Origin of the sequence: Baekduia sp. (assembly GCF_035685985.1) — a bacterium.
Classification (GTDB): domain Bacteria; phylum Actinomycetota; class Thermoleophilia; order Solirubrobacterales; family Solirubrobacteraceae; genus Baekduia.
The window spans coordinates 174,116-195,664 of the sequence record NZ_DASRZV010000028.1; the positions used below are offsets into that span (position 1 = coordinate 174,116).

General features: G+C 73.0%; 22 protein-coding genes and 1 tRNA gene. 4 read left to right on the forward strand and 19 right to left on the reverse strand.

The features are described from left to right. Positions 1-10: 10 nt before the first annotated feature. The 4 genes from VFG42_RS18525 to VFG42_RS18540 are packed head-to-tail and all read right to left on the reverse strand — an operon-like array spanning position 11 to position 6,046. Positions 11-2,611, reverse strand: a complete 2,601-nt coding sequence (locus tag VFG42_RS18525) for a choice-of-anchor Q domain-containing protein (RefSeq protein WP_324910257.1) — start codon at positions 2,609-2,611, stop codon at positions 11-13. A gap of 43 nt (positions 2,612-2,654) precedes the next feature. After that, positions 2,655-4,019, reverse strand: a complete 1,365-nt coding sequence (locus VFG42_RS18530; RefSeq protein WP_324910258.1) for an ABC transporter permease — start codon at positions 4,017-4,019, stop codon at positions 2,655-2,657. A gap of 3 nt (positions 4,020-4,022) precedes the next feature. Then, entirely contained in the window at positions 4,023-4,733 is a 711-nt protein-coding gene (locus VFG42_RS18535; RefSeq protein ID WP_324910259.1) for an ABC transporter ATP-binding protein, read from the reverse strand. Then, positions 4,730-6,046, reverse strand: a complete 1,317-nt coding sequence (locus tag VFG42_RS18540) for an AI-2E family transporter (protein WP_324910260.1) — start codon at positions 6,044-6,046, stop codon at positions 4,730-4,732. The genes VFG42_RS18535 and VFG42_RS18540 overlap by 4 nt, the downstream gene beginning before the upstream one ends. A 26-nt stretch (positions 6,047-6,072) precedes the next feature. On the opposite strand from VFG42_RS18540, the gene VFG42_RS18545 reads away from it, so the two are divergent. Next, on the forward strand, positions 6,073-6,891 hold the full coding sequence (locus VFG42_RS18545; protein WP_324910261.1) for a TIGR00282 family metallophosphoesterase: 819 nt from the start codon (positions 6,073-6,075) through the stop codon (positions 6,889-6,891). Here the strand turns inward: VFG42_RS18545 and VFG42_RS18550 are convergent. Genes VFG42_RS18550 through VFG42_RS18570 form a run of 5 tightly spaced genes read right to left on the reverse strand, consistent with a single transcriptional unit; the run spans position 6,797 to position 12,191 of the window. Then, a complete protein-coding gene (locus VFG42_RS18550) occupies positions 6,797-7,918 on the reverse strand; it encodes a glycosyltransferase 87 family protein (protein ID WP_324910262.1) in 1,122 nt (373 codons plus the stop codon). The genes VFG42_RS18545 and VFG42_RS18550 overlap by 95 nt on opposite strands. A 35-nt stretch (positions 7,919-7,953) precedes the next feature. Further along, a complete protein-coding gene (locus VFG42_RS18555; protein ID WP_324910263.1) occupies positions 7,954-9,645 on the reverse strand; it encodes a hypothetical protein in 1,692 nt (563 codons plus the stop codon). Then, a complete protein-coding gene (locus tag VFG42_RS18560; protein ID WP_324910264.1) occupies positions 9,642-10,085 on the reverse strand; it encodes a GtrA family protein in 444 nt (147 codons plus the stop codon). Before VFG42_RS18560 ends, VFG42_RS18555 begins: the two co-directional genes overlap by 4 nt. Before the next feature lie 37 nt (positions 10,086-10,122). Continuing rightward, a complete protein-coding gene (locus VFG42_RS18565; protein ID WP_324910265.1) occupies positions 10,123-11,592 on the reverse strand; it encodes an alkaline phosphatase family protein in 1,470 nt (489 codons plus the stop codon). An 11-nt stretch (positions 11,593-11,603) separates the two neighbouring features. Then, complete coding sequence (locus tag VFG42_RS18570; protein ID WP_324910266.1) at positions 11,604-12,191, reverse strand: DUF4126 family protein; 588 nt, start codon at positions 12,189-12,191, stop codon at positions 11,604-11,606. A 68-nt stretch (positions 12,192-12,259) separates the two neighbouring features. Here VFG42_RS18570 and VFG42_RS18575 point away from each other — a divergent pair, with 68 nt between their 5' ends. Further along, on the forward strand, positions 12,260-13,654 hold the full coding sequence (locus VFG42_RS18575) for a PLP-dependent aminotransferase family protein (RefSeq protein WP_324910267.1): 1,395 nt from the start codon (positions 12,260-12,262) through the stop codon (positions 13,652-13,654). A gap of 164 nt (positions 13,655-13,818) precedes the next feature. Further along, on the forward strand, positions 13,819-14,760 hold the full coding sequence (locus tag VFG42_RS18580) for a D-alanine--D-alanine ligase (protein ID WP_324910268.1): 942 nt from the start codon (positions 13,819-13,821) through the stop codon (positions 14,758-14,760). A 10-nt stretch (positions 14,761-14,770) separates the two neighbouring features. Here the strand turns inward: VFG42_RS18580 and VFG42_RS18585 are convergent, their stop codons facing one another. The 5 genes from VFG42_RS18585 to rsmG form a co-directional block, all read right to left on the reverse strand. Further along, entirely contained in the window at positions 14,771-15,250 is a 480-nt protein-coding gene (locus tag VFG42_RS18585) for a bifunctional nuclease family protein (protein ID WP_324910410.1), read from the reverse strand. 135 nt (positions 15,251-15,385) lie between these two features. Next, positions 15,386-15,459, reverse strand: a tRNA-Ile gene (locus VFG42_RS18590). 29 nt (positions 15,460-15,488) lie between these two features. Then, the gene (locus VFG42_RS18595) at positions 15,489-16,388 is read right to left on the reverse strand and encodes a ParB/RepB/Spo0J family partition protein (RefSeq protein ID WP_324910269.1); all 900 of its coding nucleotides are present in this window, start codon (positions 16,386-16,388) and stop codon (positions 15,489-15,491) included. Next, the gene (locus VFG42_RS18600) at positions 16,381-17,139 is read right to left on the reverse strand and encodes an AAA family ATPase (protein WP_324910270.1); all 759 of its coding nucleotides are present in this window, start codon (positions 17,137-17,139) and stop codon (positions 16,381-16,383) included. The genes VFG42_RS18595 and VFG42_RS18600 overlap by 8 nt, the downstream gene beginning before the upstream one ends. A gap of 67 nt (positions 17,140-17,206) precedes the next feature. Further along, positions 17,207-17,932 carry a 16S rRNA (guanine(527)-N(7))-methyltransferase RsmG gene (gene rsmG, locus VFG42_RS18605; RefSeq protein ID WP_324910271.1) on the reverse strand — a complete coding sequence of 242 codons (726 nt, stop codon included), beginning with the start codon at positions 17,930-17,932 and terminating at the stop codon, positions 17,207-17,209. Between the two features lie 77 nt (positions 17,933-18,009). Between rsmG and VFG42_RS18610 the strand changes: the two genes are divergently transcribed. Beyond that, positions 18,010-18,828 (forward strand): sulfurtransferase, encoded by an 819-nt coding sequence (locus VFG42_RS18610; protein WP_324910272.1) that lies wholly within the window; start codon positions 18,010-18,012, stop codon positions 18,826-18,828. Positions 18,829-19,162: 334 nt separating this feature from the next. Here VFG42_RS18610 and VFG42_RS18615 read toward each other — a convergent pair whose 3' ends face one another. From VFG42_RS18615 to rpmH, 5 genes are read right to left on the reverse strand one after another with little or no spacing between them, the layout of a single operon-like run. Next, positions 19,163-19,633 (reverse strand): protein jag, encoded by a 471-nt coding sequence (locus tag VFG42_RS18615; protein WP_324910273.1) that lies wholly within the window; start codon positions 19,631-19,633, stop codon positions 19,163-19,165. 3 nt (positions 19,634-19,636) lie between these two features. After that, entirely contained in the window at positions 19,637-20,605 is a 969-nt protein-coding gene (locus tag VFG42_RS18620) for a YidC/Oxa1 family membrane protein insertase (protein ID WP_324910274.1), read from the reverse strand. A 3-nt stretch (positions 20,606-20,608) separates the two neighbouring features. After that, the gene (gene yidD, locus VFG42_RS18625; RefSeq protein WP_324910275.1) at positions 20,609-20,905 is read right to left on the reverse strand and encodes a membrane protein insertion efficiency factor YidD; all 297 of its coding nucleotides are present in this window, start codon (positions 20,903-20,905) and stop codon (positions 20,609-20,611) included. Continuing rightward, a complete protein-coding gene (gene rnpA, locus VFG42_RS18630; protein WP_324910276.1) occupies positions 20,902-21,351 on the reverse strand; it encodes a ribonuclease P protein component in 450 nt (149 codons plus the stop codon). Before rnpA ends, yidD begins: the two co-directional genes overlap by 4 nt. A gap of 2 nt (positions 21,352-21,353) precedes the next feature. After that, the gene (gene rpmH / locus VFG42_RS18635; RefSeq protein ID WP_272475221.1) at positions 21,354-21,488 is read right to left on the reverse strand and encodes a 50S ribosomal protein L34; all 135 of its coding nucleotides are present in this window, start codon (positions 21,486-21,488) and stop codon (positions 21,354-21,356) included. Positions 21,489-21,549: the final 61 nt, after the last annotated feature.

A 21,549-nucleotide genomic window follows, 5' to 3' on the forward strand; every position in this document is an offset into this window, starting at 1 on the left:
AGCACCCCGGTCAGCGTGTCAACGTGATGGTCTTGGTCTGGGTGAGCGCGGCGCCGGTCGGCGGCGTGACCGTGACCCGCACCGTCACCTTCAGCGTCCTCTGGCGCTTCTGCGCGGCGAGCCCGTGCTTCTTGTCCAACTTGATCGTGAACGACCGCTTGCCCGCCTTGACCTTCTTGATGGTCAACGTCCCGATCGCGATCGGCTTGGCCTTCTTGGCCTTCCCGGGGATCGTGAGCGTGAGCGTCAGCTTGGAGCGCGCGTGGGCGACCTTCAGCGAGCCCTTGACCGCCTTGCCCTTCTGCTTGGCCTTGATCGACAGCGCGCTGAACGCCTTCGACAGCGTGTGGGGCTGCGGCTGCGGCTGGGGCTGGGGCTGCTGCGCAGCGGGCGGCTCCTGGGAGGCCGGCGGTTGCGGGACGGGCGGCGGGGCGCAGCAGGCCGAATCCGACACGACGATCGTCGCCGTGGCCTCCGCGCCGGTGCCGCCGAAGACGCTCGATGCCCGGTAGGTGAAGCCGTCGTTGCCCGTGAAGCCGCGCTCCGGCGTGTAGGTCGCGACGCCGTCGGACGACACCCGGATCGACCCGTGGGCGGGCCCCGAGACGATCTCGTAGTCCAGCGGGCCGCCCGTCCCGTCCTCGCAGACGAGCGCGAAGGACCTCGCGACGTCGGGCGACGTCGCGGCGACGATCCCCGACGCGCACGACGGCGCCGGGACCACCTCGACCGCCCCCGCGTCGCAGCTCACGCCGACCGGGCGCGGCGCGCCGCGCTGGTCGGTGGCCGGGCAGACGCCGGAGTCGGCCGCGTCGATCGCCGGGCTGCCCGCGGCGGGCAGCAGCGTCTCGGTCGGCCCGCCGTGGTCGGCCAACGCGCCGAGCCGCGGGTCGGCGACCACCGGCCCGCAGGTGCTGTCGCCGGAGATCGCCGCGCGGGTGGCGTCGGCCACGCCGGAGCACTGCGCGCCGCCCGCGTTGTCGGCGACGATCGACCCGCGGAGGTCGGCCACGCCGACGGTCCCGCCGACCCCGCTCCCCGTCGCCACGTTCCCGGCGACGGTGACGTGGTGCAGCGCGATGCTCGCGCCGCCGCCGACCCGCGCGACGCCGGCGCCCTGGCCGCCCGCGGCGACGTGGTTGCCGGTCAGCGTCACGTTCGTCGCGGTCACGGTGCCGTCGGCGACGGCCAGCGCACCGCCATGGCCGCCGGAGCCGGAGGACCCGGCGACGGCTCCGGTGCCGCCCGCGCCGCCGGAGCCCGCGTCGTTGTCGGCGACCAGGCTGTCGGAGAGCGTCAGCGCGCCGTCGATCTGGAAGATCGCGCCGCCGCCGAGGATGACCGCGCCTCCGGCCCCGCCGGGGGCGGAGTCCGAGCCGGCGCCGCCCCGACCCCCGTTGCCGGCCGGGCCGACCGTGTTGTCGCGGATCGTCGCGCGGGCGATCGAGACCGTGTCCTGGGTCACGATCGCCCCGCCGCCGATCGCGCTGCCGCCGAACCCGCCCACGCCACCGGCACCCGCGCCGTCGCCGGCGCCGCCCAGCCCACCGGCGCCGCCCGTTCCGGTGCCGCCGTCGCCGATGGTCAGGTCGGAGACCGTCGCCCCGGCGAGCAGCAGCGCGCCCGCGTAGCCGGACGAGCCGCCCGCCCCGCCGACGCCGCCGTCCTGGCCGCTGCCGCCGGCGCCGGGCCCTCCCGCGCCGCCCGCGCCGCCGTTGCCGCCCGACGCCCGCGCGATGTGCGTGCCCGTGAGCGTGTCCGACGCCGACCCGAGCGCGAGCGCCCCGGCGAAGCCGCCCGCCCCGCCGGCCCCGCCGACGCCCCCGGGTTCGCCGGCGCCACCGGCACCGCCCGCGCCGCCGTTGCCCGCCGTGGCGTCGCCGATCGTCAGGTCGATGGCGTGCACCGAGCCCGACCCCGCGCTCCAGATCGCGCCGCCGCCACCGCCCGCACCGCCACCACCGCCGACACCACCGGGCGTGGCGCCCGCCGAGGACGCGCCGGCGGCGCCGCCGCGCCCGTTGCCCGCGTGCACGTCGGACAGCGTGACGCCGACGAGCGTGAGCCGACCGAGGTTGAAGATGCCGCCACCGTCCCCGCCGTCCCCGCCCGGCGCGGTCCCCGCGCCCGCGCGCGCGTCGGTGATCGTCACGCTCGCGAGCGTCAGCTGCCCCGCGTTGCGGATCGCGCCGCCGTCCTCGCCGTCGGGCGCCCGGCCGCCGGTGAGCTTCAGGTTCGAGAGGCCGACGCGCGCGCCGGCCACGACGTCGAGCAGGCGGTCGTCGGGGTTGGGCCCGATCGTCGTCGCGCCCTGGCCGGCACCGGTGAGCAGGACGTCGGCGTCGGCGTCCAGCACCTCGAGGTCGGTGCCGGTCAGCGCGTAGTGGCCCGCCGGCAGCGTGACCTTGACGGTCCCCGAGGCGGTCGCACCCGGGCAGTCGGGCGCGGAGGGATCGTGCGCGGCGGCGGCCGCGAGCGCCTCGCGCAGCGAGCAGTGCCCGTCAGCGCTGACGTCGTCGGCCTCGGTGGTGACCGCGACGTCCGCCTGCGCCGCGGGGACCGCAATGGCGAGGAGGACCAACATGCTCGGGAACGTGGCGCGGATTCGCATCGCGCGCCAGCCTATCGGCGCATCCCGCGCGCGAATCACGACACTAGGCGAAGCGTCGCAGGCTGACACGCGCGATCGCGCACCAGCCGACCACGAGCGCCGCGAGGTGCGCCAGCGCGGCGCCGAGCCCGCCGGCGTCGTTGAGCGCCGCGTCGACCGCGTCGAGCGCGGCGCGGTACGGGAACAGCGCCGAGACCACGCGGATCGCGTCGTAGAGGCCGTCGGCGACCGCGCCCGAGGGCACGAGCGCCAGGAACGCGATCGGCAGCGCGAGCAGGATCGCCAGCAGCGACGCGGCGCGGACCTCGCGCGCCATCGCGCCCAACGCGACGCCGAACGCCCCGAACGCGAGGCCGCCGCCCACGAGCGCGACGATCCACAGCGCCACGCGCGACCAGTCGAGCGTCACGAAGATCGACACGCCCGCGGCCATGACGAACGTGACCGCCGCGGCGCACACCGCGGCCAGCAGCACCTTCTCGGCGATCAGCCCGGTGCGCGACACGAGCCCGCGGACGAGCCGCGCGAACGCGTGCTCCTCACGCTCCAGCGCCAGCATCCCCGCCGCCAGCAGCACGCAGACCAACATCAAGGACATGGTCACCGCGACCGTCACCGCGTAGGCGTCCAGCGGCGTGCGCCGTCCCGAGACGATCTTCTGGTCGACCCGGACCGGCGCGGTCAAGGACGACAACACGGTGTCGGAGAGGTCGAGGTTGTCGATGGCCAGCTGCGCGAAGCGCGAGACGCGGCCCAGCGCCTCGTGGTCGGACGACGATTGCGGCGCGCGCGTGAGCACCGAGTCGATCAAGGCCTTGGACTTGGTCAGCCCGAGCACCTCGAACTTCGTGCCGAGGATCGAGAAGTCCCCGCCCTTGAGCAGGATGTCCAGGTAGCGCGTCGCGATCTGCGTCAGCTTCGTCGCGACCGCCTTGTTGAGGTCCCCGACGCGCGCGTCGATCGTCGACTGCACGAACTGCTGCTTGACCGGGTCCTCGGCGTTGTACATCACCTCGACCGCCGGCTTGGCCGACCGGCCGCTCAGCGAGATCGTCGACCGCAGGCGCTGGATCAGGTCCTTGGGCACGACGATCGCCGCCAGCACGTCGCCGTCGCGCACCTTCCGCTCGGCCTCGGCGCGGCTGTGGACGGTCACCGGCGTGATCGACTCGAACAACTTGCCCGCGTAGTCGTTGGGGTCGACGGTCGTGCCCGCGATCGCGACCTCGCCCGACTGCTGGGGCAGCTCGTTGAGGATCGCCACGCGCGGCTTGTCCGGCCCCTTGGACAGCGCCAGGCCGATCAACACCGCGATCACGACCGGGTAGACGACCAGCAACGTCACCAACAACGGCGAGCGCCGCAGGATGCGCAGGTCCTTGCCCAGCAGGAAGGCGACGCCGCGCACGGGCTAGTGGCCCCGCTCCCGCAGGAACGCGACGAACGCCGCCTCGAAGTCATAGGCGTTGCTGCCGACCGCCTCGTGCAGCGCGCTCGGCGTCCCCTCGAACAGCAGCTCGCCGTCGGCCAGCACGAGCACGCGGTCGGCGTAGCGCTCGGCCTCCGAGACGTTGTGCGTGGTGAATACGACGGCGGCCCCGCTCGCCGTCAGGCCGCCCACGAACGACCACAGGCGCTCGCGCTGGCGCGGGTCCAGCGACGACGACGGCTCGTCGAGCAGCAGCACGGCCGGGTCGCCGAGCAGGCCGACCGCGATGTTCACGCGCTGGCGGTTGCCGCCCGACAGCGTCCCCAGCTCGTCGCCGGCGCGCTCGCGCAATCCGGTCTGGTCGAGCATCCGGTCCACGACCGCGCGCGGGTCGGCGACGCCCTCCAGCCGCGCGAACAGCGCGAGGTTCTCCGCGACCGTCAGCTTCGCGTAGACCGCCGGCTGCTGGGGCACCCAGCCGACCGCGCGCGGGTCGCGGCTGACCGTCCCCGCCGTCGGCGCGAGCACGCCGCCGAGGATCGACAGCAGCGTGGTCTTGCCCGCGCCGTTGGGCCCGATGATCGCCAGCGTCTCGCCCGGCGCGACCGCCAGCGACACCCCGCGCAGGGCCTCTCTCGCGCCGAAGCGCCGGATCACGTCCCGGGCCTCGAGCGCCGCCACGGCGTCGGTCACCGGCGAGAGGCTACTTCCGTGGACGTCAGCGGGGCGCCGCACGCGCGGCAGAACGTGTCGCCGCGCGACGCCGCCGCCCCGCACTCCGGGCAGTGCCGCGCCGGCGGTGGTCCGGCCAGGCCGAGCACGCTGCTCGTCCCCCACGGCTCCAGCACCAGATGGCGGCGCAGGTAGACCACCGTCTCGCGCACCATCGCCGCGATCGGCAGCGACAGCAGCGCGCCGAGGAACCCGTAGGCCTCGCCGCCCAGCAGCAGCGCGAAGATCACCAACAACGGGTTGATCCGCAGCGTGTGGCCGAAGATGTAGGGGGCGACGACATGGCCCTCCAGCTGCTGCAGGGCCGTGAAGAAGATCCCGAGCCAGACCGCGGTCAGCGGGTCCTGGAAGAGCGCGATCAGCAGCGGCGGCAGCGCGCCGAGGAACGGGCCGACGAACGGCACCAGCTCCATCAGGCCGAACCACGCGCCGAACGCGAAGGCATAGGTCTTGCCGTCGGGGAAGACGCCGGCGATGCCGAACACGTACATGCCCAGCCCCGCGCCGGTGCCCATCGCCACGCTGAACAGCAGCTGGCCGCGGACGTAGCCGGCGACGGCGCGCTGGATCCGCAGCGGGAAGTCGTCGGCGGCCGTGCCGTCCCCGGGCGGCATCACCGATCGGACCATCTCGCCGATCCGCTCGCCGTAGATGAGCATGTACACCGACAGCACGACGACCAGGATCAGCCCGAGGCCGGCGGTCACGGCGGTCTTCAGGATCTGGCCGCCGAAGTCCACGATGTCGCTCGTGCCGCCGACGACCTTCTCCTGCAGGGTCTGCAGCGCGGTCTCGCCCTGGCGCTTGACCTCGATGTTGATGCCCTTGTCGTCGAAGTAGCTCTGGAGGTCGGCCAGGCGGTCGTTGGCGTCCTTGACGATCGAGGGCACGTCGTTGCCGAACTTCTGGGCCTGGTCGGCGACCGGGTTGGCCAGCAGGACGCCGACGAGCCCGAGCACGCCGATCAGCCCGAGGTAGACGATCACGATCGCGACCCCGCGCGGCAGCCGGCGCCGCTGCAGGAACGACACCATCGGGTTGAGGATCAGCGCGACGACCGCGGCGACCGTGAACGCGATGAGGACGATCCCCGCCGCCTTGGCGACGAGGTAGAGCGCGATGACGCACAGCGGCAGCGCGACGAGCTGGATCCAGCGCGGGACGACGACCTTCGGGATCGACGAGCTCCCGACGCCCGCCTCGGGGGGCGGCTGCGCATCGAGCGGGTCGTGGCCCGCCCAGTCCTCGTCCTCTGTCGATCGCTCGCCGCTCATCTCCTCCGTCCGCCAGAGTATGCGACGTGCCCGCCGCCCCGACCATCCTGTTCGCCGGAGACCTCGTCGGTGGCCTCGGCCGACGGACCCTGTTGGGTCTGCTGCCCGAGCTCCGCGAGCGCTATGCGCCGACCTTCGTCGTCGTCAACGGCGAGAACGTCGCCGGCGGGCTGGGCATCACGCCCAAGCTCGCCGACGACCTCTTCGCGGGCGGCGTGGACGCGATCACGCTCGGCAACCACACCTACCGCCGCGCGGAGATCAACGGCTACCTGGACTCCGGCAAGCCGATCGTGCGGCCCGCCAACTACCTGTCGACCCAGCCGGGCCGCGGGTGGACGGTCGTGGAGAAGGACGGCGTGCGCCTGGGCGTGGTGAACCTGTCCGGCAACGTGCACCTGCGCGCGGGGCGCGTCGCGTTCCTGGAGATCGACAACGTCCTGCGCGAGCTGGAGGGCAAGGTCGACCACGTCCTGGTCGACATGCACGCCGAGCTGACCAGCGAGAAGGTCGCGATGGGCTGGTACCTGGACGGCCGCGTGACGGCGGTCGTCGGCACCCACACCCACGTGCCGACCGCGGACGCGCGCGTGCTGCCCGGCGGGACCGCGTACATCACCGACGTCGGCATGACCGGCCCGCGCGGCGGGGTGCTCGGCGTCAAGAAGGAGCAGTCGATCCAGTCGCTGCGCACCCACATGAACGTCCGCTACGAGACCTCCGACGAGGACCCGTGGATCAACGCGGTGGTCATCCGCTGCGCGGAGTCGCCACGGCGGGCCCAGGCGATCGAGCAAGTGCTCGCGCCGTGGCGGCCAGGGCCGCCAGCAGCAGGACGTTCCTGACGCCGACGGCGGTGACCGCCCAGGCGTGCTGGTAGACGACGTCGAAGTAGCGCGCCGGGAACCACAGCTGGGTGGTCAGCGACGCGAGGGCCACCAGCGCCGGGCCGAGGCGGGCGCCGCGCCCGAAGGCGACGGCCGCCAGCGGCAGCAGCCACACCATGTACTGCGGCGACAGCACCTTGCTGAAGGCCACGAAGGCCAGCGTGATCGCCAGCGCCGCGAACACCAGCGCGTCGGCGGTCGGCCGTCGCCGGGCCAGCCACAGGACGGCCAGGCCGGCGACGACGAGCGCGAGCGAGCTGAGCGCCTGCACGAGGTCGGCCGCGCCGCCGTCCAACCCGTTGGACTTGAACGCGTCGTGGCGGATCGGGTCGCCGGTGACCGACGAGCCGCCGACGACCTCCAGCACGGTCGCCGCCGTCGACTCGATCTGCACCGGCCGGTCGAGGTGGAAGCGGACCATCGTGGACGGGAAGCCGCCGAGCGCCGCGAACGGGATCCCGGTGACGAGGACCACGACGACGAAGGCGGCCGTCGCGCGCAGCGCCAGGCGCGTCTCGCCGCGCCCGACCAGCCAGGCGACCGCCACCGCCGCGATCGCCGCCGGCCACAGCTTGGTCATCGTGCCGAGCGCGAGCAGGACCAGCCCGGCCTCGACGGCGCCGCGCCGCGGCCGCGTGACGACCAGCGCCAGGCCGCCGAGCGCGAGCGCGACCGGGAAGAGGTCGAAGTGCGTGCGCACCAGCGCGCCCGCGACCGGCGGCAGCGCCACCATCGCCCAGCCCGCCCGGGCGCCGCCGATCGCCCACGCCGCGCCCTGGGTCGCCAGCGCGCAGGCGAGCATCAGCAGCGACATCCCGATCGCGTGGCCGCCCGCGATCCACAGCGGCAGCAGCGCGCCCGGCGGGTACTCGAAGTCGAAGTCCCGGAACGGCACGAGGCCGTCCCGCAGCAGGTGCTGGTACTGCCCGTAGAGGTAGAGGTCGCTGACCTGCGCGCCGCTGAACGGCCCGTGGTCGACCGACACCAGCCAGACGGCGATCAGCGCGACCGCCGAGAGGGCTAGGCCGGGTCGGGGATCCTGTAGCGCGCGAAGAGCGCGACGGCCGCGAACGGGAAGAACCACACCAGGTAGAGGTAGAACCAGTAGTTGAGGCTCAGCTGCACGCCGATGACCACGGCGGCGGCGACGGCGGCCAGGCCGATGACGTCGCGGCGGCGCGGCAGGAACGCGGAGACGACCGCGAAGAAGACGGCCCCCAGCTCCCACAGGTGCTCGCCCACGGTCCAGCCGTGCAGGCCCCACATCGAGAACGGGGCGTCGCGATCGGCCTGGAAGGCGATCGTGCGGTCGTAGATCGTGTGCAGCGACTCACCGCGCAGGATGATCGGCAGCGAGACGATCAGCGCGGTCAGCAAGAACGCGGCCGCGAACGACATGATGGTCTTGAAGAGCTTGCCGCGCGGCGCGTCGTGGGTGGCCAACAGCGGCACGAGCGCCAGCGAGCCGAACTTCGACAGGCCCGCGAGCGCGGCGACCATCCCGCGCGCGGCGGGCTTGGCGGCGACGTAGAGCGTGGCGGCGGCCAGCGCGGCGACGAGGCCGTCGTTGCTGTTGCAGTTCAACACGTACAGGCTGAACGGCCACGCGGCCCACGAGTAGGCGAGCACGACGCCCAGGCCGGGGCCGCGGATCCGGCGCCCCGCCAAGAACAGGAACAACAGCGTCAGCAGGTCGAAGGCGATCGCGGCCGCGTGCGCGGCGGGCAGGTCGTCCCAGCGGCCGCTCCACGGGAACGCCTGCTCGAACGGGACGTAGGCCTCGTAGGCGACCGGGCCGTAGGTGTCGCCGTGCTCGTCGTCCTTGGGGAAGTTCCCGTAGATCTTGGTCCCGTCGACGAGGTGGTCGGCGCCGATGACACCCGAGTACCCCACGTCGATCACGTTGGAGGCGTTGAGGTTCAGGCCGATCCGGAAGCCGACCAGGAACACGAGCGCGACCGCCAGCCAGACCGGCGGGATCCACATCCGCAGCGGCTCGGTCGGCGGCGCGCCGTCGACGTCGGCGCGGCGCCACACGCGGCGGTAGCCGAGCGCCAGCATGCGGATCAGCAGGTACAGCAACAGCACGCTGCTGATCGGCACCGACGCGCTGATGTTGGCGTCGTTGAAGAACGCCACCGAGATCCCGAACGCCGCCAGCGCGCCGAGGTCGAACCACAGCCAGCGCGGTCGGCCGCGCAGGAACGGCGCGAGGAACAGCACGGTCAGCGGGATCCAGACCCACGGCGAGTTGACCTTGCGCCCGAACGCGCCCGGGTAGCCGCGCGCCATCGTCCACGCGACCTGCGGGCCGTTCCACGCCTCCTGGATCGTCGCCGAGCGGTCGTTGATCCGGACCTGCGCGACCTCCTTGCGGGCGTCGCCGGTGCCGGGCGTGAACCAGCTCACCTGCCAGTCGTTGGGGCCCTTGAGGAAGACCTCCGGCTTGGCCTTCGGGTACGTCTTCAGCGCCTGCTTGACCTTCTTGCTGCCCGCGGCGATCGTCAGCGCCTGCTGACCGACGAGCCGGTGGCCGGGCGGCGTGGCGGCGAGGTTGTCCACGCGCGTGAGCGCGTTGGGGTCGGCGGGCGCGGTCGGGACCGGCGGCGCGATCCCCGAGGTGGTGACGGTCGTCGTCTGCGCCACCACGGCGCCGGGCAGCGCGAGCGCGCCGGCGAGCACCACCAGCAGGAGGAGCAGGCGGTGCGTCACTCCGTGAACGTCCAGAGCTTGTTGCCGAGGAAGTTGCACGGCGTCGCGGTCGCGACCGCGATCGCCTGGGCGACGACCTCCTTCAGCCCGACGCCCGTGACCAGCAGCTCCAGCACCACGAAGTTCACGGCGAAGGCGGCGATGCTGACGACCAGGAAGCGGAACGCCTGGTGGCCGGCGTGGCCGCCGCGCGCCGACCCGAACGTCCAGTGGCGGTTCCACCAGAAGTTGTTGGTCACCGCGACCAGGAACGCGATCACGGCGGCGATCCGGAAGTCGAGGTCGAGCGCGTGCACGCACAGCGCGAACGTCACGAGGTTGACGACGTAGCCGCTGGCGCCCACCGCCGTGAAGCGAGCCAGCTGCCACCAGTTGTCGGCCTTGCGCACGCCGTGGCGAACACGGTCGCGGTGGCGCAGCGTGTCAAGCGCTTCGGGCACTGGCGGGCAAGGCTACTCACCCGTCCTTAAGGGCGAGCTACGCCGCGCCGAAGTGGGCGCGCACCATCGGGGCGACGTCGGTGATCGACCACTGCTCGTGCCCGGGATCCTCCAGGCCGCAGAAGACCAGCGCGCCGAGCGAGTCGCTGTGGTGCAGCGAGCCGTGGCTGCCGCCGCCGAGGTGGGCGGCGCCGCCCCAGTCCGGGAACTCGTACCCGGGCGCCGCGGACAGCAGGACGTCTCCGGAGGTCGCGCAGGTCAGCGCGGCCCACACGCGCCGCAGCGCGTCCGGATAGTCGGGCGCGTCGAAGCGCCCGTCGGAGGTCTGGGCGCTCAGCGCGGCGAGGTCGCCGGCGACCGTCCAGGCGTTGCCGCGCGCGTCGCGGACGGCGCCGGGGCCGCCGCCGTCGCCGCCGGTCGCGGGCGCGAAGCGCAGCGTGCCGCGGGCCGGGGACTCGATGACGCCCTGCTCGCCGTCGCGGTAGGCGAGCACGTCGACGCCGTCGATCTCACGCGCGGTGGCGAGCACGCGCGGGACGACCGCGGCGCGCCCGTGCTCGACCAAGGCGTACACCATCGCGGCACGCTGGTTGGGGCACAACGCCAGCTCGGCGTCCTCGCCCGCCACCCCGCTCTCGCCCGCGACCTCCCACTCCGCGAAGGCGCCGCGCAGGTCGATCCGCTGCTCGACCGCCGCGTGGGAGTGGTCGGCGCAGACGACCACCGCGTGGGTGTCGAGGAACGTCTGCAGCCCGCCGGCGGCCTCGGCGACGCGCATGATCTGGGCGTCGGCGGCCGCGATCGAGACCGGCTGGGCGTGCGGCCCGTTCTTGTGGGAGTGCGTGTCGTTGTCGGGCAGCGACAGCAGCAGGAAGTCGTACAGGTCGCGCGCCGCGAGCCACGCGCCGACGCAGCCCGAGTGCTGGTCGCGGATCCCCGGCAGGCCCATCTGGCCGCGGCATCCGGTCTCGCGGCTGGCGAAGATGTCGGCGTAGAACAGCTCGCGCGGGCCGAGCACCGGCTTGCGGAAGAGCTGGCCGGCCAGGCGGGTCAGCGCGGTCTCGCGCGAGACCCGGTGCTCGTGGCGGCCGCGATAGACGAGGTAGGTCGTCCCCGCCGTCCGGATCCCGGCGTCGTCCAGCGACTCGTAGATCGTCGGCGCGTCCTCCGCCAGGTGGCTGCCGTTGAGGTTGTACACCGTGTCGGTCAGCTGGCGGGCGATGCCGAGCTTGCGCGCCGCGCGAAACGACGAGCCGTACTCGACGTAGCGGCGCTCGTCGCGCTTCCACCAGTTCATCGCCGCGATCCGGTGGCGGTCCTGCAGGACGCCGGTGGCGATCGACGTCGCGCAGACCGGCGTCACGCTCGGGAACGCGGCGCACAGCGAGCTGACCTGCGTGCCGCGCTCGCGGATCGCCCGCAACGCGGGCGCGTCGCCCTGCTCGATCGCCCGATCGAGCATGGACGGCTTGCACCCGTCGATGACCGCGAGCAGCAGGCGGCGCATGCCCTGTGGTTCTAGCGCAGGATCCGCAGGCCCGCGTACTTCTGGTCGCTGCGGCGGCGCCCGGTGACGAAGAGCGCGACGAGGAAGCCGATGGCGACGATCGCCAGCGGCGGGAACAGGACGCTGGCGCCCGCGACGACCAGGCCGGCGGCCTCTCCGTACCAGGGCAGAGCCGCTGCCGCCTGGCTGTCCCCGGCGGCGGTGAAGCGCGCGCGGACGCGGTTGAAGAGGCTGCGCGAGACCGTCGAGGCCAGCAGCGCGGCGATGGCGCCGATGATCAGGCCGTACCACCACACGGCGTGGCGATCGTCGATCGAGGCGGCGCACAGCAGCGCGCCGAGGCCGATCCCGATGCCCGCCAGCGCGGCCTCGCCGGGCGGCGTTTCCAGGACTTTCCGGGCGAACAGCGTCGCGACGAGCGCGAGCGCGAGGACCAGCAGCCAGACCGGCGACTCGAGGAACGCGAACGCGGTCCCGTCGAAGTCGAGGCCGACGTTGCCGGCGGCGAGGGCGCCCGCCAGGAGCGCCGGGAGGAACGGCCGCAGGCCCACCGCTGACGCGAGGCCCAGGCCCTGGAGGATGTCGAGAACGAGCTTCATCGGTACCGTGACTCGGGACCATGACAGACCGAAGGTCCGGAGGTCCCGACGGCGAAGGACGGAGCGGCATGACGCCCCGCTCCCGACGCCCCCAGCGCGCCGCCGCCCACGAGCTGGAGCGGTACGCCGGGCTGTTCGCGTCCCGCACGCGCGGGATGAAGTCCTCGGCGATGCGCGACCTGATGGCGATCACCGAGCGCCCCGAGGTCATCTCGCTGGCCGGCGGGCTGCCGGACACGAGCACCTTCCCCGCGGAGAACTTCGCGGCGATCATGGCCAAGGTGGCGGCGACGTCGACCGCCGCGGCGCTGCAGTACGGGCCGACCGAGGGGCTGTCGATCGTCAAGGACGCGATCCGGCACGTGATGGCCGCGGAGGGCGCCGAGGTCGACCCCGAGGACATCATGGTCACCACCGGCGGCCAGCAGGTCATCGACCTCGTCTGCCGCACGCTGATCGACCCGGGCGACGTGATCGTCGCCGAGGCGCCGACCTACCCGGGCGCGATCCCGTCGTTCGCGTCGTTCCAGGCCGACGTCGTGCAGATCGAGATGGACGCCGACGGCATGCCGATCGACGTGCTCGAGGAGACGCTGGACCGGCTGGAGCGCGAGGGCCGGCGCCCGAAGTTCATCTACACGATCCCGAACTTCCAGAACCCGGGCGGCGTGACGATGTCGCTGCCGCGGCGCAAGCGCCTGGTCGAGGTCGCCGCCGAGCGCGAGCTGCTGGTGTTGGAAGACAACCCCTATGGGTTGCTGCGCTACGAGGGCGACCCGCTCCCGACGCTGCTGGAGCTGAGCGGCGGCGACTTCATCATCTACCTCGGGACGTTCTCGAAGATCCTCTCGGCCGGCCTGCGCCTCGGGTGGGCGGTCGCGCCCGCGCCGGTGCTGGCGAAGATGAACCTCGGCAAGCAGGGCGCCGACCTCTGCACGTCGTCGATGACCCAGCACTTCGTGGCGCAGTACTTCCGCGAGGGCCAGTGGGAGCCGTACCTGGAGGACCTCAAGGGCCTGTACCGCGGACGGCGCGACACGTTGTTGGGGGCCTTGGCCGAGCACTTCCCGGCGGAGGCGACCTGGACGCGGCCCGAGGGCGGCCTGTTCGTCTGGGCGACGCTGCCGACCGAGATCGACACGACCGACCTGCTGGCGCGCGCGCTGCAGCGCAACGTGGCGTTCGTGCCGGGTCGCGGCGCCTACCTCGACGGGCGCGGCGCGGCGTCGATGCGGTTGAACTTCAGCGGCGTCGGCGACGCCGACATCCGCGAGGGCGTGCGGCGCATCGGCGAGGTCGTCGGCGAGCAGCTGGAGCTGTTCGGCGCGCTGACCGGCTCGCGGCCCGCGCCGGCCGCCCCCGAGCGCGAGGCGACGGCGGCCGAGCCCGACCCGGACCTGGCCGACGTCCTGCACCTGCCGCGCAAGCAGGCGGGCGAGCGCCGCTGGCGCGGCGCGCGATGAGGCCCCTCGCCACGAATCGCGGTGGACGGACCCGCCGCCATGGGAGCGAGCGGTGAGGCCCCTCGCGACGGATCGCGGTGGGCGGATCCGCCGCCCTGGGAGCGAGCGGTGAGGCCCCTCGCGACGAATCGCGGTGGACGGACCCGCCGCCATGGGAGCGAGCGGTGAGCCGCGTCGCGGTCCTGAAGGGCGGCCGCTCGCTGGAGCGCGAGGTGTCGCTGCGCTCGGGCGCGCGCGTCGAGGACGCGCTGAAGCGGCGCGGGCACGAGGCGATCGGCATCGACGTCGACCACGACCTCGTCCGACGGCTGCGCGAGCTGGCGCCCGACGTCGTGTTCCTGGCGCTGCACGGCCGCGACGGCGAGGACGGAACGGTCCAGGAGCTGCTGGAGATCCTCGGCCTGCCGTACACCGGCTCGGGCGTGAGCGCGTGCATCCGCTGCGCCGACAAGGTGCTGGCCAAGCACCACATGATCGACGCGGGGCTGCCGACGCCGGACTTCGTCGCGTTCACCGAGACCGCGTTCAAGCAGCTGGGCGCCGCCGAGGCGCTGGGCGAGATCGCCGACCGGATCGGGTTCCCGATGGTCGTCAAGCCCGCCGACCAGGGCAGCGCGCTGGGGCTGCGGATCGCCCGCGACGCGAGCGAGGTCCCGGGGGCGCTGGTCGCGGCGCTGTCGTACTCCGGCAAGGTCCTGCTGGAACGGCACGTGGCCGGGCGAGATCTGGCCGTCTCGGTCCTTGACGGACAGCCGCTGCCGATCGTGGAGGCGGTGCCCGAGGAGGGCGCCTACGACTTCGACGCGCGCTACGAGATCGGTCGCACGGCGTTCGTGTGCCCGGCGCGGCTGCCCGACGAGATCACTGCCCGCGCCCAGGAGCTGGCGGTCGCGGTCCACGAGCTGCTGGGCTGCCGCGACGTCTCGCGCGTCGACCTACTGCTCGACGACGAGGGCGAGCTGCACGTGCTGGAGGCCAACGTGATCCCGGGCCTGACCGAGACCTCGCTGCTCCCGCAGGCCGCCGACGCCGCGGGGATCGCGTTCGACGACCTCATCGTCCGGCTGCTGGACCGCGCGCTGGCGCGGGCCGGGGCGACGGCCTGAGCCGCCGGGCCTAGCTGTCGCCCGCGAAGTCCTCCGGCGACACCTGGTCCAGGAACTCCTTGAAGCGGTCGACGACCTCCTCGGTGTCCTCGACCTCGTGCTCGAACTCGATCGCCGACTCGGCGATGACCTCCTCGGCCGCGAAGATCGGCGCGCCGGAGCGCACGGCGATCGCCAGCGCGTCGGACGGGCGGGAGTCGATCTCGAGGTCGCGTCCGTTGACGTTCAGCGTGATCGCGGCGAAGAACGTGTTGTCGCGCAGCTCGGTCACGGCCACCTGCGTGCACTTGACCTCGAGCTCGCCGAGCATGTCGCACAGCAGGTCGTGCGTCATCGGGCGCGGCGTGGTCGCGCCCTGCAGCTTCATGAGGATCGCCGCCGCCTCCGGATGCCCGATCCAGATGGGCAGGAACTTGTTGGAGTCGACCGTCTTCAGCAGCACGATCGGCTGCTTTCCGACCATGTCGAACGAGACGCCGTAGATGACCATTTCCTGCACGAGAGATGAGCTCCTCGGTGGTGTCCGGCCAGTATAGGCGCGGTCCGAGCGCGCCCCGGCGCCCAGGGTTCAAAGCGCGTTCGCGCCCGAGAACGACAAAGGCCCCGGACTCCGGGGCCTTTCGAGTGGGCGATCCAGGATTCGAACCTGGGACCTCTTCCTTATCAGAGAAGCGCTCTAACCGACTGAGCTAATCGCCCGCAGTGCGGAGCGGAAGTGTAGCGCGGGGTCAGCCCCCGGCGCGGACACGCTGGGCCAGCGCGAGGGCCTCGTCGAGGGAGCCCAGCGCGAGCTCGACCTTGTATCCGGTGCCGCGCGGCTTGACCTTGACCTCGGTGCCCAGGGCGCCGCCGAGCGCGTCGGCGATCTCCGTCGCGGCCGCGGCCTGATCGGGGTGGATCGCCTTCCCGGAGGCCCGCGACGAGCCGCCGGCGTCGTTGGCCGCGCGGGCCTGCTCCTCGGTGACGCGGACCGACCAGGCGCCGTCGGCCGCCGCGCGCGCCAGGCGCCGGCGGTCGGCGTGGCCCTCGGCCAGCAGCAGCGCCCGGCCGTGGCCCTCGGTCAGCGTGCCGTCCGCCAGCAGCGCGAGCGCGTCGTCGGGCAGGTCGAGGATCCGCAGCAAGTTGGAGATCGCGACGCGGCTGCGCCCGACGCGCTTGCCGACCTCCTCGCGCGTGAGCCCCAGCTCCTCGACGAGGCCCGCCACCGCGCGCGCCTCCTCGACCGGGTTGAGGTCCTCGCGCGCCATGTTCTCGACCAGCGCGACCTCGAGCGTCGTCGCGTCGTCGCGGTCCTGGACGATCGCGGGCACGGCGTCGAGCCCGGCCAGCTGGGCGGCGCGCCACCGGCGCTCGCCGGCGACGATCTCGTACGTCCCGCCCGCGCGCGGGCGCACGAGGACCGGCTGCAGCACGCCGCGCTCGGAGACCGAGTCGGCCAGCGCCTGCAGCGACGCCTCGTCGAACTGGCGGCGCGGCTGGTCCTTGTTGGGCCGGACGAGCGCGATCGGCAGGTCGCGCAGCTCGGTGCGCGCCGCGGTGCCGGTCGACGGATCGCCCTCGGTGCCGGGCTCGGGCTGGGAGACCGAGAGGATCGCCGCCAGCCCGCGCCCCATGCCGCGCTCAGCCACGGGCCGCGACCTCCTTGGCCAGCTCGAAGTAGGCGTCCGAGCCGACGCAGTGCGGGTCGTGGTGGATGACCGGGCGGCCGTAGGACGGCGCCTCGCCGATGCGCACGTTGCGCGGGATGACCGTGTCGAAGACCAGCTCGGGGAAGTGCTCGCGGACCTCGCGCTCGACGTCGCGCGCCAGGCGCGTGCGGCCGTCGTGCATCGTCAGCAGCATCCCGGCGATCGTCAGGCGCGGGTTCAGCTCGCGCTGGATCAGCGCGAGCGTGTCGAGCAGACCCGCCAGGCCCTCCAGCGCGAAGTACTCGGTCTGGACCGGCACGATCACGCGGTCCGCCGCGACCAGCGCGTTGACGGTCAGCGGGCCCAGCGATGGCGGGCAGTCGAGGATGATGAAGGCGAACCGCTCGCGCAGCGGGTCCAGCGCCTCGCGCAGCCGCTGCTCGGAGCCCGCCTGGCGCGGCAGCTCCACGTTCGCGCCCGCGAGGTCCGCCGACGACGGCAGGACGTGGAGCCGCTCGATCGAGGAGGGCTTCAGCGCGGCCTCGGCGGTCGCGTCCCCGGCCAGGACGTCGTAGACGTTCGGGACCGCGTCCTTGGGGAGCCCGAGGCCGACGGTGGCGTTGGCTTGCGGGTCGATGTCGACGAGGAGCGTGTCGTAGCCGGCCTCGGCGATGCACGCCGCGACGTTCACCGCGGTGGTGGTCTTGCCCACCCCGCCCTTCTGGTTCGCGATCGCGTACACGGTGCCCATTCGACGGGTCACGGTAGCGGCGAACGCGGTCGGACGGCAGCCGGTTTCGGCTGTTGCACGCGAACTATCAGCCTCTGATCGAGGCCTGAAGTGGCCGTTTGCGGGCCATTCCCTCTCGGCGAGGGAACTCGTCCGGCGTATCCCGAACCTTCAGGTAGACGTAGAGGTGTCGGGCGTCGGCCCCGTGGATGGACGTCTCCACGGGGATCGGGTCCGAGTCGGCGGGCTCGAGGCCCACGATGTCGGCGGCCGCTACTCCATCAGCCTCGGCGGACGGATCCCTGCGACCCTTCCACGCGACGAACGTCCCACCCTCAACCAGCAGCGGCGCCGCGTACTCGACGATGACGTTCAGCGGCGCGAGCGCCCGGGCCGTGACGACGTCCTGTGTGCCGAGCCCGCCCTGCCACGCCTCCGCGCGCGCGTTGACGACGTCCACGTTGCGCAGCTCCAGAGTCTCCGCGGCGCGCTGGAGGAACTTGCACTTCTTGCCGACGCTCTCGACCAGCGTGACGCGGGTCTCGGGCAGCACCGCGGCCAGCACGAGGCCGGGGAACCCGCCGCCGCTGCCGAGGTCGGCGATGCTGCAGGCCTCGCAGACCGCGGGCACCGCCAGGCCGGCCAGCGAGTCCGCGATGTGGAGGTCGACCCCGCGCTCCGGGTCGCGGACGGTCGTGATCGAGGTCGGCTCGGCCTGGACGAGATCCAACAGCGCCCGCAAGGTGGCGGGCGCTCGCGGCGGCAGCGCGTACAGCTGCGCCAGCTCTTCGAGGCGGAGGTCGACGAAGCTCATGCGGCATGCAATGTAGTGGTCGTTCCACGTGAAACGCGTCAGGGTCGTGCGGCGTTTCATGTGAAACGCTGCGGGACGTGCTCCCTCCGATCGTCGACATCGCCTGGCTGGCCGCCCACCGCGACGACGTGGTGCTCGCCGACGTCCGGTTCTACCTCGACGGCCGCTCGCCGCGCGCGGCCTACGACGCCGGCCATCTGCCCGGCGCGGTCCACGTCGACCTCGAGCGATGGCTCGCCGCGCCCGGGTCCCCCGCCGAGGGCCGCCATCCGCTCCCGTCTCCCGAGACGTTCGCCGAGGGGCTGTCGGCCCGCGGCATCGGCGACGACACGATCGTCGTGGCCTACGACGACGTCGGCGGGGTGATCGCGGCCCGTCTGGTCTGGATGCTCCGCGCGCTGGGCCACGACGCGGCGCTGTTGGACGGCGGCCTGGCCGCCTGGAACGGACCGCTGGAGACGCTGGAGGCACCGGTGGTCCCCGCGCGCTTCACCCCGAAGCCGTGGCCGGCGGATCGGCTGGCCTCCGCCGACGCCGCGGCCGCGCCCGAGAACGTCACGATCGACGCCCGCCAGCGCGACCGCTTCGACGGCGAGCCCGACGGCATCGACCCGCGCGCGGGCCACATCCCCGGCGCGCGGTCCCTGCCCTGCCGCGAGCACCTGGACGCCGACGGCCGTCTGCTGCCGGGCCCCACGCTCCGGGAGCGCCTGGCGGCCGTGGGCATCGACGGCGAGGCGCCAGTCGTCTCCTACTGCGGCTCCGGCGTCACGGCGTGCCACAACCTGCTGGTGATCGAGCACGCCGGGCTCGGCCAGGGTCGGCTCTACCCGGGCTCCTGGTCGCAGTGGGCGCACGACGCGACGCGGGCGGTCGAGACGACGCCCGACCGCTGACGGAGAGCGGTCGGTTCGCACCCCGGGCCCGGGCGCCGCGGAGGGACGGCGCCGTTGGCGCCACGGCGCGGCCTCCTCGCTCCGCTCCGGTGGTGAAGACGGAGACGTCCCCGGCGGAGGTCCCTGCCCCGAACGCCGCGCGTCCGCTGCCATCCCCGGGTCCGGCCGTGGCAGTCGCAGCGGACGCGTTCGCCGCGTTTCATGTGAAACGCCCCGATCTCCCCGACGTCGCCCGCGCGCCGTCCGTTTCATGTGAAACGCCCCCGCAACGAAGAACGCCCGCCGGATCGGCGGGCGTTTCACGTGAAAACCGGGTCTGCGGCGAGCGGAAGCGCTAGCGCCCCATCGGCGACACCACGAGGTGCCGCTCGGGCTCGTCGCCCTCGGAGTGGGTGTCCACGCCGCCGCGCTCGCGCAGGTACTCGTGGACGTGCTTGCGCTCGCTGGCGGTCATCGCGTCCAGCGCCACCGGGCGGCCGAACTTCTCGGCCTCGATCGCGGCCTGGTCGGCCTGCTTCTCCAGCGCCTCGCGCCGGCGGGCGCGATAGCCCTCGGCGTCGACGACGATCCGGCGGCGCTCGGTCTCCGGGTTGGCCAGCAGGATCCGCTGGGCCAGGTGCTGCACGGCGTCGATCGTCTGGCCGTGGCGGCCGATGAAGATCCCCAGCTCCTCGCCGTGGAGCGTGCCGATCAGCGCCTCCTCGTTGGACTCGATCTCGATCGTCGCCTCCAGCCCGAGCCCGTCGCGGACGTGCTCCAGCAGGTCGCGCAGGATCTCCTCCTGCGTCCGCTCCTCCACCGCCATGGCCTACCGCCTCCGTCCGGAACGCTTCTTCTTGCGGGATCGCGGCGGCGGTGGCGGGGCCTTGGTGACCCGCGACTCGTCCTGCCCGCCGTTGCCCGACGCCGATCCGTTGGTGGCACCGCCACCGCCCTGCGCGGCGCCCTGCAGGCGCGCGAGGAAGCCGCCCCCGCCGGCGCCCTGGGCCGCCGGTGTGGCCGTGGCGGTTCCGCCCTTCTTCCCACCGCCGCCGGTCGCCTCCGGCAACGGCGGCGGCTCCGGGGCGTTGCGACCGATCACGCGGCGCAGGAACTGCTGCTGGCCGATCGTCCAGATGTTCGTCGTGATCCAGTACAGGATCAGGCCGGCCGGGAAGCGGAAGACGAACGCCACGAAGAAGAACGGCAGCAGCAGCATGATCGTCTTCTGGTTCTTGTCGGCGGTCGCCGTCATCATCAGCAGCGACGAGACCAGCTGCGATCCCACGTACAGCACGATCAGGATCACGAGCACGGAGCCCGTGGCCTTGTCGGTGATGTCGTGGATGAACCAGAACTCCGAGTCCGGCGAGTGACCGCAGGGCTTGGGGTTGGCCACCGACTCCGGGTTGATGGCCGGGCAGATGTCGTGGCGCAGGTCCTTGCGCAACATGTAGAACAAGGACAGGAACACCGGCAGCTGGGCCACCAGCGGCAGGCACGAGGCAAACGGGTTGACCTTGTGCTCCTGGTAGAACTTCATCGTCTCCTGCTGGAGACGCTGCTTGTCGTCCTTGTACTTCTCCTGCAGGACCTTCAGATGCGGCGCGATGCGCTGCAGCGCCTGCATCGACCGGAACTGCTTGACCGCCAGCGGCAGCAGCAGCGCGCGGACGACGATCGTCAGCAGGATGATCGACAGGCCCCAGCTCGCGCCGACCGTGTCATGAAAGAACTTCAGGACGGTCTCGAAGACGTCGACGAGGGGCTGCAGGATGTTCGCGGTGATGGGGACCATGGCTCAGGCTGAGGGGGATTCGGACCCGCCCGCCCCGTGAGACGAGGGGCGCGGGGCGAAGAGGCGCTGATCCTCGACGGGGTCGAAACCGCCGTGACTCCAGGGGTTGCAGCGCAGCAACCGCCACCCGGCCAGGACCAGGCCCCGGAGTATGCCGTAGCGCGAGATCGCCTGCGCGGCGTAGGCCGAGCACGTCGGCTCGTACTTGCAGCGGCGAGGCAGCAGCGGCGAGATCAGCTTCTGGTAGGCCACGATCGGTGCGACCGCGGCGCGGCGCGCCAACCGACTGGCGGAGGTCACGGCGCCGGCGCGGTGGGCTTGTCGCCCACCGAGCGGCCGATCAGCTCGCCCAGGGCGGCGCGAACGCCGTCCAGGCCCTCGCGCTCGGCGAGGTCGCGCGCCTCGGGACGGGCGACGACGACGGCGTCGGTGTCGGGCGGCAGGCGCTGCCCTTCGACGGCGAACGCCTCGCGCAGCAGCCGCTTGACGCGGTTGCGCTCCACGGCGCCGCCGACCTTGCGGGACACCGAGAGGCCCAAGCGCGGCCCGGCGGTCAGCTCCTGGGTCCCGGAAGCGGCAACCGGCACGCCACTCGGCGCGCTGCCCCGCGGGAAGACGTAGAGGACCAGGTGCCGGTTCCCGATGGACCGGCCCTGGCGGTAGACGCGCTCGAACTCGGCACTGCGCGACAGCCGGCCCTTCTTGGGCCGTTTGGTGCTGCCGCCGGCGCGGGCGGGCGCGTCCACGATCAGACGGTGAGCCGCTTGCGACCCTTGTCGCGGCGGCGCTTCAGCGTGAGGCGGCCGGCACGGCTCGCCATGCGGTTGCGGAAGCCGTGCGCGCGGGCGCGCTTGCGTCGCTTGGGCTGGTAGGTGCGCTTCATGAAGATCGATGCTCCGAGTAGGGGCGTGCAAGGTCGCGACGCGACCGGCGGATGATTGTAT